At 68.7% G+C, this 15,637-nt stretch carries 17 protein-coding genes; 8 read left to right on the top strand and 9 right to left on the bottom strand.

The features are described 5' to 3' along the window. Positions 1-31 precede the first annotated feature (31 nt). The 3 genes from AC5Y47_RS12305 (at position 32) to fabH (ending at position 2,669) form a co-directional block, all read left to right on the top strand. Positions 32-904, top strand: coding sequence for a 1,4-dihydroxy-2-naphthoate polyprenyltransferase (locus tag AC5Y47_RS12305; RefSeq protein WP_499944271.1), 873 nt, complete (start codon positions 32-34; stop codon positions 902-904). Positions 905-961: 57 nt separating this feature from the next. After that, on the top strand, positions 962-1,570 hold the full coding sequence (locus tag AC5Y47_RS12300; protein ID WP_499944270.1) for a DUF4190 domain-containing protein: 609 nt from the start codon (positions 962-964) through the stop codon (positions 1,568-1,570). Between the two features lie 82 nt (positions 1,571-1,652). Further along, a complete protein-coding gene (gene fabH / locus AC5Y47_RS12295) occupies positions 1,653-2,669 on the top strand; it encodes a beta-ketoacyl-ACP synthase III (protein WP_499944269.1) in 1,017 nt (338 codons plus the stop codon). Here the strand turns inward: fabH and AC5Y47_RS12290 are convergent. Then, positions 2,666-2,986, bottom strand: a complete 321-nt coding sequence (locus tag AC5Y47_RS12290) for a DUF4229 domain-containing protein (RefSeq protein WP_499944268.1) — start codon at positions 2,984-2,986, stop codon at positions 2,666-2,668. The genes fabH and AC5Y47_RS12290 overlap by 4 nt on opposite strands. A 46-nt stretch (positions 2,987-3,032) precedes the next feature. Between AC5Y47_RS12290 and AC5Y47_RS12285 the strand changes: the two genes are divergently transcribed. Continuing rightward, a complete protein-coding gene (locus AC5Y47_RS12285; protein ID WP_499944267.1) occupies positions 3,033-3,188 on the top strand; it encodes a hypothetical protein in 156 nt (51 codons plus the stop codon). Here AC5Y47_RS12285 and AC5Y47_RS12280 read toward each other — a convergent pair. From AC5Y47_RS12280 to hemL, 7 genes are all read right to left on the bottom strand, one after another. Beyond that, positions 3,185-4,507, bottom strand: a complete 1,323-nt coding sequence (locus AC5Y47_RS12280; RefSeq protein ID WP_499944266.1) for a MinD/ParA family ATP-binding protein — start codon at positions 4,505-4,507, stop codon at positions 3,185-3,187. The two genes, AC5Y47_RS12285 and AC5Y47_RS12280, sit on opposite strands and share 4 nt — an antisense overlap. Positions 4,508-4,529: 22 nt before the next feature. Then, on the bottom strand, positions 4,530-5,498 hold the full coding sequence (ccsB, locus tag AC5Y47_RS12275; RefSeq protein ID WP_499944265.1) for a c-type cytochrome biogenesis protein CcsB: 969 nt from the start codon (positions 5,496-5,498) through the stop codon (positions 4,530-4,532). Beyond that, entirely contained in the window at positions 5,495-7,078 is a 1,584-nt protein-coding gene (locus AC5Y47_RS12270; RefSeq protein WP_499944432.1) for a cytochrome c biogenesis protein ResB, read from the bottom strand. Before AC5Y47_RS12270 ends, ccsB begins: the two co-directional genes overlap by 4 nt. A gap of 149 nt (positions 7,079-7,227) precedes the next feature. Then, on the bottom strand, positions 7,228-8,010 hold the full coding sequence (locus AC5Y47_RS12265) for a cytochrome c biogenesis CcdA family protein (protein ID WP_499944264.1): 783 nt from the start codon (positions 8,008-8,010) through the stop codon (positions 7,228-7,230). After that, positions 8,007-8,615, bottom strand: coding sequence for a TlpA disulfide reductase family protein (locus AC5Y47_RS12260; protein WP_499944263.1), 609 nt, complete (start codon positions 8,613-8,615; stop codon positions 8,007-8,009). Before AC5Y47_RS12260 ends, AC5Y47_RS12265 begins: the two co-directional genes overlap by 4 nt. Next, positions 8,612-9,220 (bottom strand): histidine phosphatase family protein, encoded by a 609-nt coding sequence (locus AC5Y47_RS12255; RefSeq protein WP_499944262.1) that lies wholly within the window; start codon positions 9,218-9,220, stop codon positions 8,612-8,614. The genes AC5Y47_RS12260 and AC5Y47_RS12255 overlap by 4 nt, the downstream gene beginning before the upstream one ends. Continuing rightward, positions 9,220-10,548, bottom strand: coding sequence for a glutamate-1-semialdehyde 2,1-aminomutase (gene hemL, locus AC5Y47_RS12250; protein WP_499944261.1), 1,329 nt, complete (start codon positions 10,546-10,548; stop codon positions 9,220-9,222). Before hemL ends, AC5Y47_RS12255 begins: the two co-directional genes overlap by 1 nt. A 90-nt stretch (positions 10,549-10,638) precedes the next feature. Here hemL and AC5Y47_RS12245 point away from each other — a divergent pair, with 90 nt between their 5' ends. The 3 genes from AC5Y47_RS12245 (at position 10,639) to AC5Y47_RS12235 (ending at position 13,198) form a co-directional block, all read left to right on the top strand. Then, positions 10,639-11,811, top strand: a complete 1,173-nt coding sequence (locus AC5Y47_RS12245; protein ID WP_499944260.1) for an enolase C-terminal domain-like protein — start codon at positions 10,639-10,641, stop codon at positions 11,809-11,811. After that, positions 11,808-12,728: a ketopantoate reductase family protein gene (locus AC5Y47_RS12240; RefSeq protein ID WP_499944259.1), complete on the top strand. Its 921-nt coding sequence runs from the start codon at positions 11,808-11,810 to the stop codon at positions 12,726-12,728. Before AC5Y47_RS12245 ends, AC5Y47_RS12240 begins: the two co-directional genes overlap by 4 nt. A gap of 209 nt (positions 12,729-12,937) precedes the next feature. Then, positions 12,938-13,198: a WGxxGxxG family protein gene (locus AC5Y47_RS12235; protein WP_499944258.1), complete on the top strand. Its 261-nt coding sequence runs from the start codon at positions 12,938-12,940 to the stop codon at positions 13,196-13,198. A gap of 118 nt (positions 13,199-13,316) precedes the next feature. Here AC5Y47_RS12235 and AC5Y47_RS12230 read toward each other — a convergent pair whose 3' ends face one another. Further along, positions 13,317-14,660, bottom strand: coding sequence for an amino acid permease (locus AC5Y47_RS12230; RefSeq protein ID WP_499944257.1), 1,344 nt, complete (start codon positions 14,658-14,660; stop codon positions 13,317-13,319). A gap of 154 nt (positions 14,661-14,814) precedes the next feature. On the opposite strand from AC5Y47_RS12230, the gene AC5Y47_RS12225 reads away from it, so the two are divergent. Next, positions 14,815-15,636, top strand: a complete 822-nt coding sequence (locus AC5Y47_RS12225) for an alpha/beta hydrolase (RefSeq protein WP_499944431.1) — start codon at positions 14,815-14,817, stop codon at positions 15,634-15,636. Position 15,637: the final 1 nt, after the last annotated feature.

Raw genomic sequence — 15,637 nt, 5'->3', positions numbered from 1 at the left:
CCCATTGTCGGGCATAGGGCAGGATGCGTTGGTGGCCACTATTGCCCAGTGGGTGTCCGGCGCTCGTCCGCGGACGCTGCCGAACGCGGTGGCACCCGTCATCGCGGGCACCGGCGCGGCCGCCTGGTTGCACGCGGCGGTGTGGTGGAAGGCGCTGCTGGCGCTGGGGGTCGCGGTCCCGTTCATCGTCGGCGTCAACTACGCCAACGACTACTCCGACGGCATCCGCGGCACCGACGACGTGCGGGCCGGCCCGATGCGCCTGGTGGGTTCGCGCCTGGCCACCCCGCGAGCGGTGGCCACGGCGGCGCTGGTCAGCCTGTTCCTCGGCTGCTGTTCGGGGTTGGCGCTGGCGTTGGTCAGCGGGCCGTGGCTGATCGGCGTCGGCATCGCGTGTGTCGCCGCGGCCTGGTTGTACACCGGCGGATCCAAGCCGTACGGCTACTCCGGGCTGGGTGAGGCCGCGGTGTTCGTGTTCTTCGGGCTGACCGCCGTTCTCGGCACCCAGTACACGCAGGCTTTGCGGATCGACTGGGTGGGCGTGGTGCTGGCGGTGGCGATCGGGGCGCTCTCGTCGTCGGTGCTGGTCGCCAACAACCTGCGCGACATCCCCACCGACACCGTGTCCGGCAAGATCACGCTGGCGGTCCGGTTGGGCGACGGTCGCACCCGGGCGCTCTACCACGCGCTGCTGGCGCTCACCGGCCTGTTGACGCTGGTGCTGATGTTGGCGACGCCGTGGTGCGCGGCGGGTCTGGTGGCCACGCCGCTGGCGCTGCGCGCCGACCGCCCGGTGCGCTCCGGTCGCGGCGGGCAGGAACTGATCCCGGTGCTGCGCGACACCGGCCTGGTCATGGTGATCTGGGCGACAGCGGTGGCCGGCGCACTGACGCTGGCGGGGTGATACCTTACTGTCCGGTCCAGGACATACAGCGCAAACCACTGTGCTGCAGGGGGTTTCATGAACACGCCGTACGACGGTCAGTCACCGTATCCGCCTTATCCGCCTAATCCGCCTTATCCGCCTAATCCGCCGAGTCGGCCGACGAACCCGCTGGCGATCGCGGCCCTGGTGTGTTCGCTGGTCCTGGCTCCGCTGGGGATCATCTTGGGCCACATCTCGCTGTCCCAGATCAAGCGGACCGGCCAGGAGGGGCGCGGACTGGCCATCGCCGGTCTGGCCATCGGATATGTCGGCACGGCGCTGTCCGCGATCGCCGTCGTCGTCGCGCTGGTCTTCATGGCCAGCCTCGGTTCGGTGCTGCACCGGACGGACACCCGGCACTCGGCGGCGCCGCGCACCACCACCCCGTCGCGCAACAGTCCCGACGCCTCCGCGCGGACGATCAAAGCCGCCAAGGTCGGTGACTGCATCCGGCGGGTGCCGGGTGCAGTCAAGCGTGACGGAAGCCGCGAGGTGACGGTCTCGGCCGCGAGCTGCGGCTCGAGCAGCGCCACCGACCGGGTGGTCAAACGCACCACCAGCACGTCCAACTGCTCGAGCGGCGAATGGGTCCAGACCACCGCGTATTCACCACCGATCGTGCTTTGCCTGTCCAAACTGCGCTGAAGCCTTAGACCCGGATGAACGACCGGCACCGGCACGCCTAGAGTCCCTTGAGGGAGCTCGAGTTGACGCGGGAAGGACGGCCATGTCTGAGATCGCCTCGGCCAGCGGCCCCAAGAAGGTCGGATTGCTCAGCGTCGGGGCCTACCGCCCGGAACGCGTCGTCACCAACGACGAGATCTGCCAGAACATCGACTCCTCCGACGAGTGGATCTACTCCCGTACCGGCATCAAGACGCGCCGGTTCGCCGCGGATGACGAATCCGCCGCGTCGATGGCAGCCGAAGCCTGCCGACGGGCGCTGTCCAACGCGTCGCTGACCGCGGCCGACATCGACGGTGTCATCGTCACCACCAACACGCATTTCCTGCAGACCCCACCGGCGGCCCCGATGGTCGCGGCGGCACTGGGCGCCAAGGATGTGCTCGGCTTCGATCTGTCCGCGGGATGCGCCGGCTTCGGCTACGCGCTGGGCACCGCGGCCGACATGATCCGCGGCGGGGTGACCGCGAAGATGCTGGTGGTCGGCACCGAAAAGCTGTCGCCCACGATCGACATGTACGACCGCGGCAACTGCTTCATCTTCGCCGACGGCGCCGCCGCCGTGGTGGTGGGCGAGACGTCCGAGCAGGGCATCGGCCCGACCGTTGCCGGCAGCGACGGCGAACAGTCCAATGCCATCCGGCAGGACATCGACTGGATCACCTTCGCCCAGAATCCCAGCGGGCCGCGTCCGTTCGTGCGGCTCGAAGGCCCGGCGGTGTTCCGTTGGGCGGCTTTCAAGATGGGCGACGTCGGCCGGCGGGCGCTCGAGGCGGCCGGGATCGGACCCGACCAGATCGACGTGTTCGTGCCCCATCAAGCCAATACCCGGATCAACGACCTGCTGGTCAAGAACCTGCAGCTGCGCCCGGACACCGTCGTCGCCAACGACATCGAGCACGCCGGGAACACGTCGGCGGCGTCCATTCCGCTGGCCATCGCCGATTTGATGGAAACCGGGCTGGGCAAGCCGGGCGACCTGGCGCTACTGATCGGCTATGGCGCCGGGCTGACCTACGCCGCGCAAGTGGTGCGGTTGCCGCAGCACAGTGACGCCTAGGTCTGGTCCCTTTCAGCCGCCTGCTCGCCCCGCAGCCGGGCATGCAACTGATCGCGTTCCGCCCGCCGCCGCGACCCGGCCGCCTCGAGCGCGGTCGTCGCCCGTCGTCGCAGCGGGCTGAACACCCACATGCCCAGCGGCATCGCCACGACCAGTCCGAACAGTCCGGCGACGGCGACCGGGAAATCGTCCACCCCGAGCAGGCGCGCGATTCCGTAGATCGCACCGCCGATCACCACCACCAGCACCAGCCGGGCCACCGCGTAGACGACGACGGCGATCACGCCAGTGCTCTTGTCGCGACGCGCTTCTGACACATCTTGAGACTACGTCGCGGGTATATTCGCTTGGAGGAGGTGTCGCGTGCTTTACCTGCTCGTCGTCCTGATCTCAGGGACGCTGATCTATCTCGGCTGGCGTGCGGCGCGGTCGCAGACGAGCCCGCCGCGGACCCGCGTCATCGGACCCGACGACGATCCGGAGTTCCTGCGCCGGCTTGGCGACAACAAACCCCGTTAGACGAAGTTCGGGTTGGCGCGCCGCGCGTCGCCCGGGAAACCCTCGGCGACCACCGCCGCCAATTCGGCGAGAGCATCGCGGGTTTCGCGCTTCAACCGATCCAGGCTGATCTCGGCGCCTTCCTCGAGGTGGGCGTCGAACGGCACCACCCGCACCGCACGGCAACGCCGCGCGAAGTGGTCGACCACCTTCTGCATGTCGACTTTGCCGGAGCGGGAGCGGACCGCGTTGATCACCGCAATCGAGTTGCGGACCAGGTCTTCGTGCCCGTGTGCTTCCAGCCAGTCCAGCGTCGCCGAGGCACTGCGGGCGCCGTCGATGGACCCCGAAGCGACCACGACCAGCACGTCGGACTTGGCCAGGATCGCCGACATCGTCGAATGCAGCAGACCGGTGCCGCAGTCGGTGAGCACCAGGCCGTAGAAGCGGTCCAGGATGTCCACGATCCGGGTGTAGTCGTCACCGCTGAACGCCTCCGACACCGTCGGATCGTTCTCCGAGGCCAGCACTTCCAGCCCGCTCTCGTTCTGCGACGTGTAACTGCGGACGTCGCTGTAACGATCGATGCTCTTCGCGTCGCGCAGCAGATGCCGCACGGTGGCCGGTGTCTCGAGCGGCAGCTTCTGGCTCAGCGTGCCGCGGTCCGGGTTGGCGTCCACGGCCACCACCCGGTCGCCGCGCACGGACGCAAACGTCGATCCCAGGGTCGCGGTGATGGTGGTCTTCCCCACGCCGCCCTTCAGGGAGAGCACCGCGATCCGGTAGCTGCCGCGCAGCGGTCGGTTGATCTGGGCGACCAGGTTGTTGTGCCGCATCGCCCGCGGGCTCTCGCCCAGGTTGATCAGCTGGCCCGACAACACGTACAGCGCCCGTCGCCAACCCTCCGACGGCGGCGGCTTCACCGGTCGCAGCAGCACGGTGCTCGACAGCTCCGGATACGGCGTCTGCGGCAGCGGCTCCGGACGGAACTGGGGCCGCTCCGCGGTTCCCGCTTGGTCGGGCGGCCCGGGGTAGTAGGCGCCGTAGGCCGTCGGGTCCACCCGGGTCACCGCGGTCACCGGTCCCGTCGACGGTGCGGGCTCCCACTGCGGCCGGGCGTGCGGCAATTCGACCGGTTGCGGCGGCGGCGCCATGCTGGCCGAGCCGACGGCGCTGTCCGCGGCGGCGGGAGTCCGCCGCTCGGTGCGGAACCCGGCGAAAGCCCGGGTCGTCGCCTCTGGCTGCTGCGCCTGGACGGTCTGCTGGTCGGCATTGACGTCGGATCCGGTGCCCGGGTGGACGCGTGGCGTCCCCACGCCCGGCGTCGGATGTTCTGACACTCGCTGCTCCCCCTTTGTCGCCTCAGCCCACACCCGCGTAGGAGTGCAGTCCGACGGTCACCAGGTTAACGAAGAAGAGATTGAAGACCATCGCGACGAATCCTGCGACGTTGATCCAGGCGGCCTTCCGGTCCCGCCACCCGGCCGTCGACCTGGCATGCAAGTAGGCCGCGTAGACCACCCACGCGATGAACGACACCGTCTCCTTGGGGTCCCAACCCCAGTAGCGGCCCCAGGCCTCCTCGGCCCAGATCGCGCCGAAGATGACGCCGAACCCGAACACCGGAAAGGCGAAGATCGTGGTTCGGTAGGCGATCCGGTCCAGCGTCTGGGCGTCGGGGAAGCGCTGCACCAGCTGCGCCAGCCTGCCCTCGGTGCCCGGGTCGCCGAAACGCGACGTGCGCAGCAGGAACAGGATGCTGCAGATCCCGGCGACCAGGAACACCCCGGACCCCAGGCTGACCACCGAGACGTGAATGGGCAGCCAGTAGGACTGCAAGGCCGGCATCACCGGCGCGGCGTTGGCGTAGAGCCAACGACCGGACACCGTCAGCAGAATCAGCACCGGCAGCAGCAGGAACACCCATAGCGGCCGGTACTGCGGGCGGCGCAACACGATCGCGCCGGCGAACAGGCCCGACATGCAGGTCAGGTTGATGAACTCGTACATGTTGCCCCACGGCACCCGCATGGTGGCCAGGCCGCGCAGCACGATGCAGGCGAAAAGCAACCCGATACCCAGGTACAGCACGGCCAGGCCGGCGCGCCCGACGCGTTCGTCGAATGGTCGCTGCGGGGTGTCCGACACGATCCCGGGGATGGCGCTGTCGGTGCTGACGCCGCCCGCGGCGACCGGCTCGAGCTTGCGGGCGCGGGTGTAGGCCAGCTCGTAGGCCAGCAGCAACAACGCGACGACCAAGGCCACCACGGCCGAGGTGAACGCCCAGTCCGAGTAGCGGGCCAGATCGATGTCGATATTCGAGGTGTTCACGTGACGTCCCTTCCGGCCTTCGGGGAAATGCCAGCGGGGATGCCGGCAGGTGCGTCCCCGTCACCCAGCCCGTCCAGTAGCCGCTGGGTCAGCCGCTCGAACTCGTCACCCCACCCCGAGTTGTCGGTGCGCGCCAGGCCGCCCAATTCGACGTTCACCGTACCGGGACGGTCGGGGTCCGGCAGGAGCCGGACCCACACCCGGCGGCGCCGCACCAGCAGCGACACCAGCAGTCCGGCCATCATCGTGATCGCGAAGACCAGTACCCAGTACTGGCCGGGGTCGTGCGAGACCTGCACGTTGACGAACGGCACGGCGCCGTCGAAACGGACGACGGTGCCCGCGGCCGGGCCCCGGTCGATGCGGACCTGCTCGCCGACGCGCAGGTTGACCCGCTTCTCCTTGGTCAGCCTGCCCTGTTCGATCAGCCGGGGGTCCAGGTCGAACAACGACTGGGGCCGGCCGGTGTCCAGGCCGGTGTCGCCGCGGTAGACGTCGATAGCCACCGCCGGGGCGTTGAGCGCCGGAAACCGCGACGACAGCAGGGCGCCGTCGAGTTGCTCGGTCGGGGCCAGCAGACCCTGGATCGCGATCTGGTGTTGGCGCCGCTCCTCGGCGGTGGGATAGCTGCCGGCCGGCGGGTCGATGCGCGCGACGCCGGAGGACAACATGGTCTGCGGGTTGTCGGGTCGCCACTGCACGGTCGAGGTGCGGGTCTGCCCGTCCGGGAACGTCACGGTGAAGGTGGGCGCGTACCCGTGGCCCTGCAGATAGACCCGGTCGCCGCCTACCCGCAGCGGGTGGTTGACCTCCAGCCGGTAGGGCCGCCAGATGTTGGCGTCCAGATCGCCACCCGCCTGGTAGGCGATGTCTGCGGCGAACGACGTCGCCTGTCCCGACGGTAGATAGTGTGCCTGAAAGTTGTTGACCCGCAGGCAGATCGGGTGCAGTGAGGTGCCGTCGACGGTGTTGCCCGCCCGGAACGAGTCGAACGCTGCCGGGGACGCCGAACAGAAGCCGGGGCCGCCGTCGGCGATGACGATCACGTTGCCCTCGTAGCCGAACAGCTTGCCGACGGCCACCGCGACCAACAAACCCAGCAGCGAGAAGTGGAACACCAGGTTGCCGAACTCGCGAAGGTAGCCCTTCTCCGCGGAGACCTCGACGGATTGGTCGTGGTGTCTGATCGCGGTGCGCCATCCGCGCAGCCGGTCCTTGATGGTGTTGGCCAGCGCGTTCACCTCGGCGGGGTCGGCCGCGAGTCGTGCCTCGGCGTGCTTGGGCAGCCGCGCCAGGTTGCGGGGCGCGGCCACCGGGGTGGCGCGCAGGCTGCGGGCGTGTTCGAGGATCCGCGGCGTCAGACACCCCACCAGGGACACGAACAACAGCACGTAGATGGCGGTGAACCAGAAGCTGGAGAACACGTCGAAGGCCTGCAACTCGTCGAGCCACGGGCCGATCATCGGGTGGGTGTGCAGGTACTCCTCGACCTTGGCTGCGTTGAGGCTGCGCTGCGGCAGTAGAGCTCCGGGAATCGCGCCCAGCGCGAGCAGGAACAGCAGCACCAGCGCGGTGCCCATCGAAGTCAGCGACCGCCAGGTGTTGCGCGCCTTGCCCGCGAGCTTTCTCGGGGCGAGCAGACGCAGAATCGCACCGGAATCCCTGGTTTTGTGCGATTCTGCGTCTGCTCGCGCCACCTCGGGCGCCACTCGCGCCTCTCTGGGGGTCATCAGATCGGCAGCCTCACGTCGGAGACGAACGCGTCGCGCAGCCAGGACACGAAGTCGTTCCACACCCCGGTGACCAGCGCCACGCCCACCGAGATCAGCAGCACGCCACCGAAGACCTGGATTGCCCTGGTGTGCCGGCGCAACCAGCCCAGCGCGGTCACCGCCTGGGCCGAGCCCAACGCCAACAGCACGAACGGGATCCCCAGCCCCAAGCAGTAGGCGATCACCAGCGCGATGCCGCGCGCCACGTTGGCGCCGTCGGTCGCCGAGGCCACCGTGATCACCCCGGTCAGCGTCGGCCCCAGGCAGGGCGTCCAGCCGAGGGCGAACACCGCGCCCAGCAGCGGCGCGCCGACCGTCGTCGTCACCTGACGGGGGCTGAACCGGACCTGACGTTGCAGCGCCGGAATGAGTCCCACGAACACCAATCCCATGACGATGGTGAGCACGCCGCCGACCCGCTGCAGCACCAGCTGGTTGTCGATCAGCGCGGTGGTCATGCCGAGCACGACGACAGTGCCGAGCACGAACACCGTGGTGAATCCGGCGACGAACAACAGCGCAGACCCGGCCACTCGCCAACGCGCCGCGGGCGGAGCCTTGAGCGTGCCGGGGCGCTCTTGTTCTTCCTCGACGCCGACCACCGCCGCCAGATACGACAGGTAACCCGGCACCAGCGGCACCACACACGGCGACGCGAACGACACCAGCCCGGCCAACATGCACACGCCGAGCGCGACCACCAGCGGGCCGGCGGCGGCGAGGTGGGCGAAACCACTCACTGTGGTCCCGACCTCGCATCGGCAGGCGCTTCGGCGGCCACCTGCTGCACGACCGGCTGCAGATCCTCGGCCAGCAGTTCACGCAGGAAGACCGCGGCCACGCGGTGCTGGCGGTCCAGCACCAGCGTGGACGGAATCACCGTGGTCGGGTATTTACCGCCGAACGCGATCAAAGTGCGCATCGGCGGGTCGTAGATCGACGGGAACGTCACGTGCCGATCGTTGACGAAGTCCAGCGCCGCTTGACGACTGTTGTCACGCACGTCGATCCCCAGGAAGGACACCCCCGAGTCGCGGGTGGCGTCGTACACCCGCTGCAGTTGGGTGATCTCGGCCCGGCACGGGCCGCACCATTGGCCCCACACGTTGACGACGACGATGTTTCCCCGGAAATCGTCCAGCGACAGGGTGCGCGCGGGGTCGGTGAGGCTGGGCCCGGACAACGGTCCCGGCCGGCTGCGACTTTCCGGCGGGTCGTAGCGGATGTCGGTCTTGCCGCCCGGGGACACGAACTCGAACGTGCCGCCCTGGGCGACGGCGTCGCGCCCGGAGCAGCCGGTCAGCAGCCCGGCCAGCACCAGTACGACAACAGCCAAGGGCCTCACGGGGCCGCCGGCTCGGAGTACTCCACGTCGACCAGGCGGTCGTCGTCGTAGACCAGCGTGGTCACCGAGGCCAGCGCGCATTGCCGGCGCCGCGGGTCGTGCCAGAGCTTCTTGCCGGTCAGGTGCAGGCGCAGCGTCCACACCGGCAGTTGGTGACTCACGCACACCGCCTCGTGGCCGGCGCCGCGCGCGCGTGCCTTTTCCGCCGCGCCGGCCATCCGGGTCGCGACCTCGATGTAGGGCTCGCCCCAGGACGGCCGGAACGGGTTGCGCAGCTGCCACCAGTACCGCGGGCTACGCCAGGCCCCATCGCCCGGACCCATCGGCTTGCCCTCGAAAAAGTTGGCCGATTCGATCAGGTCGGGGTCGGTGTCCACGGTCAGGTTGTGCCGCGCGGCGATGGGTGCGGCGGTCTCCTGTGCGCGCTGCAGCGGCGAGGCGATCACCGCGACGATGTCGCGGTCGGCCAGGAAGTCGGCGACCGCGGCCGCCTGCGCGACGCCGTTGTCCGACAGCCGGAAGCCGGGCAGCCGGCCGTACAGGACACCGGTGGGGTTGTGCACTTCGCCGTGGCGCACCACGTGCACCCTGGTCGTCTCGGCCATCAGGTTTGGTCCTCCTGTGCCGCGGCCGCTGCGGCAGCGGCGGCGGGCAACGCGTCGGCGATTTGTCCGAAAGCACCGTCGTCAAGCGCGGCCGAGACGAACCACGCCTCGAAAGCGCTGCACGGTGGATAGATGCCCGCGTCGAGCAGGGCATGGAAGAACGGCGCGTAACGCCAGGTCTGGCTGGCGCGAGCGGCGGCGAAATCGGTGACCGGCGCCTCGGCGAAGAACACGCTGAGCATGTTCCCGGCCCGCGGAATCTGGTGTGGGACACCGGCCGCGGTGAGCGACTCGGTGAGCAGCGCGGCCAGCCGGTCGGCGTTGGCGTCCAGCGCGGCGTACACCGCGTCGTCGGCGGTCCGCAGCGTCGCCAGCCCCGCGGCCACCGCCACCGGGTTACCCGACAGGGTGCCGGCCTGATACACCGGACCCAGGGGGGCCAGTCGCTCCATCACCTCGACCCGGCCACCGAACGCCGCGGCCGGCAGTCCGCCGCTCATCACCTTGCCGAAGGTGAACAGGTCGGCATCGACGGGATCGATTCCGTACCAACCACTTCGGCTGACTCTGAAGCCGGTCATCACCTCATCCACGATCAGCAGCGCGCCGTGTTCGGCGGTGATGCTGCGCAGTGCGGCGTTGTAACCGGGCGCGGGTGGCACCACACCCATGTTTCCGGGACTGGCCTCGGTGATCACGGCGGCGATCTGCTCGCCGTGTTGCGCGAAGAGTTCCCGCACTACCTCAATGTTGTTGTACGGCAACACGATTGTGTCGGCCGCGGCCGCACCGGTGACCCCGGGTGAGGACGGCAAACCCAGCGTTGCCACTCCCGAGCCGGCGTCGACGAGCAACGCGTCGGCGTGCCCGTGGTAGCAGCCGGAGAACTTGACGATCTTCGGACGTCCGGTGTAGCCGCGCGCCAGGCGGATCGCGCTCATGGTGGCCTCGGTACCGGAGTTCACCAACCGGATGCGCTGCACGGGGTCCACCCGCCCGATGATCTCGGCGGCCAGTTCGGTCTCGGCCGGGGTCGGGGCGCCGAACGACAGGCCGTCGGCGGCGGCCTTGACCACGGCGTCGACGACGGCGGGGTGCGCGTGGCCCAGGATCATCGGACCCCAGGAACAGACCAGGTCGACGTAGGCGTTGCCGTCGGCGTCGGTGAGTCGGCAGCCATTGGCCTGCGTGATGAAGCGCGGAGTCCCGCCTACCGCGGTGAACGCCCGCACCGGCGAGTTGACTCCCCCGGGAATGACCGAGCCGGCCTCGCCGAACAGCCGCGCGGACGCCGCTACCCGCGCGCTCGCCGGACCGCCATCACCCATGCCGACCAGTGTCCCAGCCGCTGCGGCCGCTTCAACTACAGGGTGTAGAAGTTTGGCTATGCAACTACCGCATGGGCACCGGTTCGGGTGATGAAACTCACCGCGATCCGGGAGCGCTCTGTCGCCCTTCGCAGCGAGGGCAACGGTGCGCCGGCGAATGCGCTGGTCAGCTTCGCCGGCCACACCGTCTCGCTGCTGGCGATCGCCGCCGTCCGGAACGGCCGGCGCGCGGTCGGGGTGGCATTCGACTCGATCGGTCGATTCGCCCAGGGCGGGATCCTGCGCGACCGGATGATCCCGCGGGTGCTCGCCGCGTCCCCGGATGCGCTGCTTAACGACGCGGGCCTGCTCGACCCGGCCGCGGTCCTGGCGTGTGCGCTGCGCGACGAGAAGCCCGGCGGGCACGGCGACCGTGCCGCCGCCGCGGCGGCCCTGGAACTGGCCTGCTGGGACCTCAACGCCAAACTCAACGACGAGCCCGCCCACGCCACGATCGCCCGGCACTTCGGACGGCAGTCGGCCACGTCGGTCGCCGTCTACGCCGCCGGCGGCTACTACTACCCCGGCGCCGGCGTGCAGCGACTGCGCGCCGAGCTGCGCTCCTACCTGGACCTGGGGTATGACGCGGTGAAGATGAAGATCGGCGGGGCGTCGATGCCTGAGGACCTGGCCCGCATCGAGGCCGCGGTGGACCTGGTCGGGGACGGCGGGCGGGTCGCGGTGGACGCCAACGGACGATTCGCCCTCTCCGCGGCGACCGACTGGGCGGCCGTGTTGTCGCCCTACCGGCTGCGCTGGTTCGAAGAACCCGGAGATCCGCTGGATTTCGACCTGAATCATGCGGTGACGGACTGTTATGACGGTGCCGTAGCCACCGGGGAGAACCTGTTCTCGGTGCCCGACGTCGTCAACCTGGTGCGGTACGGCGGCATGCGGGCCGGCCGCGACATCTTCCAGATGGACGCCGGGCTGAGCTACGGGTTGGGTGAATACGCCCGCATGCTCTCGGTGCTCGAGGCGCACGGCTTCGACCGCCGGTTCGCCTTTCCGCACGGCGGCCACCTGATCAACCTGCACATCGCGATTGGGTTGGGCCTCGGCGGATGTGAGTCCTATCCGGGGGTGTTCCAGCCGTTCGGCGGCTACTCGCCGGATTGCGTGCTGGAGGCCGGCCGCATCTCGCCGACCGACGCGCCGGGTTTCGGGCTGGAACAAAAGCCCGGCTTGGCCGAACTGATCACCGAGCTGGGAGCGGACGCATGAAGATCGCGGTAATCGGTTGCGGTGCAATGGGTTCGATCTATGCGGCCAAACTGGCCGCGGCGGGCAACGACGTGCTGGTGGTGGACAGTTACCAACCCGGCATCGACGCGATCACCCAGCACGGTCTGCGGGTCAGCGGACCCGACTACGACCAGACCGTGCGGGTGCGCGCCGACACCGTCGCCCCGGCCGAGCCGATGGATTTGATCGTGCTAGCCGTCAAGGCCGCCGACGTGAGCACCGGTGCCCGACAGGCACTTTCGATGCTCGGTGCTGCCACGCCGGTGCTGACCATCCAGAATGGTCTGGGCTCAGCGGATACGGTCGCCGGCATCGTCGGCGAGCAACGGGTGGCGGTCGGGATCGCCAGCGGCTTCGGCGCGGCGCGGGTCGCACCTGGACATGTGCACCATAACGCCATGCGCGCCATGCGTTTTGGTGCCTACTCGTCGCTGTCCTACGAGGCGGTTGCCGAAGTGGCGCAGGTGTGGACCGTTGCGGGCTTCGACGCCGCCGCGGTCACCGACATCGCCGCCATGCAGTGGGAGAAGCTGATCTGCAATGTCGCCTACAGCGCGCCGTGTGCGCTGACGGGCCTGACCGTCGGTCAGGTGATGGATGATCCGGATATCGGCCCGGTCAGTCGGGCCGCGGCGACGGAGGCGTGGACGGTGGCGCGCGCATCCGGCATCGCCATCGACGTCGCCGATCCCGTGGCGCACGTGCGCAACTTCGGTGCGGGCATGCCCGACGCGAAACCCTCGGCACTGCTCGACCACGAGGCGCGCCGGGTCAGCGAGATCGACGTCATCAACGGCGCGGTGCCACGGCAGGGCGCTCGGGTCGGGATCGAAGCGCCGGTGAACGCGACGCTGACCGCGTTGGTCAAATCGGTTGAACGGCAATGGCGCAGCTGACGACAGGAATGGCTTCGCATTCCGGTGGGTCCGTTTCGCATCGTGTATCTGGATGAGGAAACCGTGTGCGAAAGCAGGTTTGAGCGCTAAACGCCCGGGTATGTCGAGCACGCGGCACTGCGGAGATCCGTTCTGCCGTCATCCGAGGAACTAGAACACACTGGTTCCAAATCCATTCCGCTCGATCACGGTCGAAGGGAAAATTTGAAATGCGCAAGGCAATCGCCATCTTCGGGACGGCAGCGGCTCTCAGTTTCGGCGGAGCAGGCATCGCGAGTGCCTCCGTCGACCCGGCTCCTGCCCCGTCGTCGACCACCACGCTGGCCGACAAGGACGACAACCAGAACAGCGACAAAACCGGCCTGTGGGGCCTCACCGGTCTCCTCGGCCTGGCCGGTTTGGCGGGGTTGAGGGGGCGGCGCAACGACGCCACCGTCGCACCGACCGCCACTCGTCGGCCGGCCGCCTAACCGAGACGTGCCTCCGCCGGCGATCACCGCCGGCGGAGGCGTCTCGAAAAACGCTGCGGTCGTTCACCTCTCGGTATCCCGCGCGAGCAGACGCGAAAGCCCCCTGAAACGTCCCGTTTCAGGGGCTTTTGCGTCTGCTCGGCACAACGAAATACACCCCGACCACCACCGCCCAGGACAACAGACTGAGCCACAGCTGACTGCGCGCCTGGGCATCGAAGGCCATCTGCACCAGCACCGCGGTGATCCCGACGGTGGTCAGGATCGACAGCACCGGAAACAACCACATCTTCATTCGCAGCTTGTCCGGTGATGTGCGGCGCCGCAACACGATCTGCGACAGCGCGATCAGCAGGTAGACGAACAAGATGACCGCGCCAGAAGAGTTGAGCAGGAACAGGAATACCGTGTCGGGTGACAGCCAGGACATCAGCACGCAGCCGAACCCGATCACCGACGAACACAGGATGGCGATGGCGGGCACCCCGCGCCGACTCAGCTTGACCAGCGCGGCGGGGGCCTCTCGTCGGCGTGCGAGGACGAACAACATCCGCGACGAGGTGTAGAGGCCGGAGTTCAGACACGACAGGACCGCGGTGAGCACCACGGCGTTCATCACCTGATCCGCGCCGGGCAGGCCCATGTGCGTCAGCGCGCCGACGTACGGTGATGCCCCGGGTTCCAACGAATTCCACGGCGTGACCACCACCAGCAGAAGCACCGAGCCGACGAAGAAGACCACGATGCGGGCGACCACCGACCTGGTCGCCCGCGCGATGGCCAGTTCCGGGTCCCGGCTCTCGGCGGCGGCGATCGTGACGACTTCGGCGCCGACCATGGAAAAGATCACCACGACGACGGCGCCGAGCACGGCACCCACCCCGTGGGGGAGAAATCCGCTGTGGGCGGTCAGGTTGGAGAAGTCCAACCGCCGGCCTGGCCACAGCCCCACCGCGAAGGCGGTACCCAGACCCAGGAACACCACGATGGCCGCGACTTTGATTCCGGCGAACCAGAATTCGAACTCGCCGAACGAGGACACCGAGAACAGATTGGTGACCGTCATCAACACCATCAGGCACAACGACAGGAGCCACAGCGGCGCAGGCAACCAGTAATTGAGCACCTTGCCGCCGGCGACGGCCTCGAATCCGACGACGATCACCCAGAAGTACCAGTACAGCCAGCCGACCGAAAACCCTGCCCAGCCACCCAGGGCCGTGGCGGCGTAGTCGGCGAAGGAGCCGGTCGACGGATCCGCCGCCGCCATCTCGCCCAGCATCCGCATCACCAGGACGACCAACAGCCCGCAGATCGCGTACGTCAGGAACGCGGCAGGCCCGGTCGTCGCGATCACCACACCCGAGCCGACGAACAACCCGGCGCCGATCACCCCGCCGAGGGCGATCATGCTGAGCTGCCGTTGCGACAAGTCTTGGCGCAGCTGCGAAGTGCTAGCCATGGCTAACCACAGCACATCCACGCCTCGGGGCACCATGGGGGTCACACCGCCGTTACGACTGCCTTGCAATACGGCGTGGCTCATCCCCGAGAAGGCCGTCGGCACGGCATCATTGACGCTCGTGGCCGACCTGTCCCGCCGTACGGTGCTGCGCATGGGTGCCGGCGCGGGCGCTGCGGGCCTGTTCGCGCTCGGTGCGCTGTTGGATCCAGCCAAACCCCTTGCCGCGCCCGAGGCTCCGGCGCCGTTCGACCCTCCCACCGCGGGCAAGACGCTGCCGACCAAGCTCACCGGCTCGTTCGTCTCAGCCGCGCGTGGCGGGGTCAAGACCAACTGGGTGATCGCCATGCCGCCGGGTCAGACCAAGATGCTGCGCCCGGTGATCGCCTTGCACGGCAAAGACAGCGACGCGAACATGATGCTGGACTGCGGCGTCGAGGATGCGCTGGCGCAGTTGGTTGCCGAGGGCAAACCGCCGTTCGCGGTGGTGGGTGTGGACGGCGGCGCCAGCTCCTACTGGCACCGCCGCAGCAACGGCGAGGACGCCGGGACCATGGTGCTCGAAGAACTGTTGCCGATGCTCACCTCGATGGGGATGGACACCTCCCGCGTCGGATTCCTCGGCTGGTCGATGGGCGGTTACGGCGCACTGCTGCTGGGCGCCCGTCTCGGACCGGCCCGCACCGCCGGGATCTGCGCGATCAGCCCGGCGCTGTACCTGTCCTACCTCGGCGCCGCACCCGGGGCGTTCGACAGCGTCGACGACTGGAACCGCAACACGGTATTCGGCCTCCCCGTGCTGAACTCGATACCGATCCGGGTCGACTGTGGCATCGGCGACCGCTTCTTCTTCGCCAGCAGCCAGTTCGCCGGCCAACTCAAGAAGAAGCCGGCGGGCAGCTTCTCCCCCGGCGGACACGACGTCGACTTCTGGCGTGCCCGACTACCCGGCGAGCTCGCCTGGATGGCGACCTAGC

It is taken from the genome of Mycobacterium sp. NGS22, from assembly GCF_059813095.1.
This window is presented reverse-complemented; position numbering and strand designations above follow the sequence as displayed.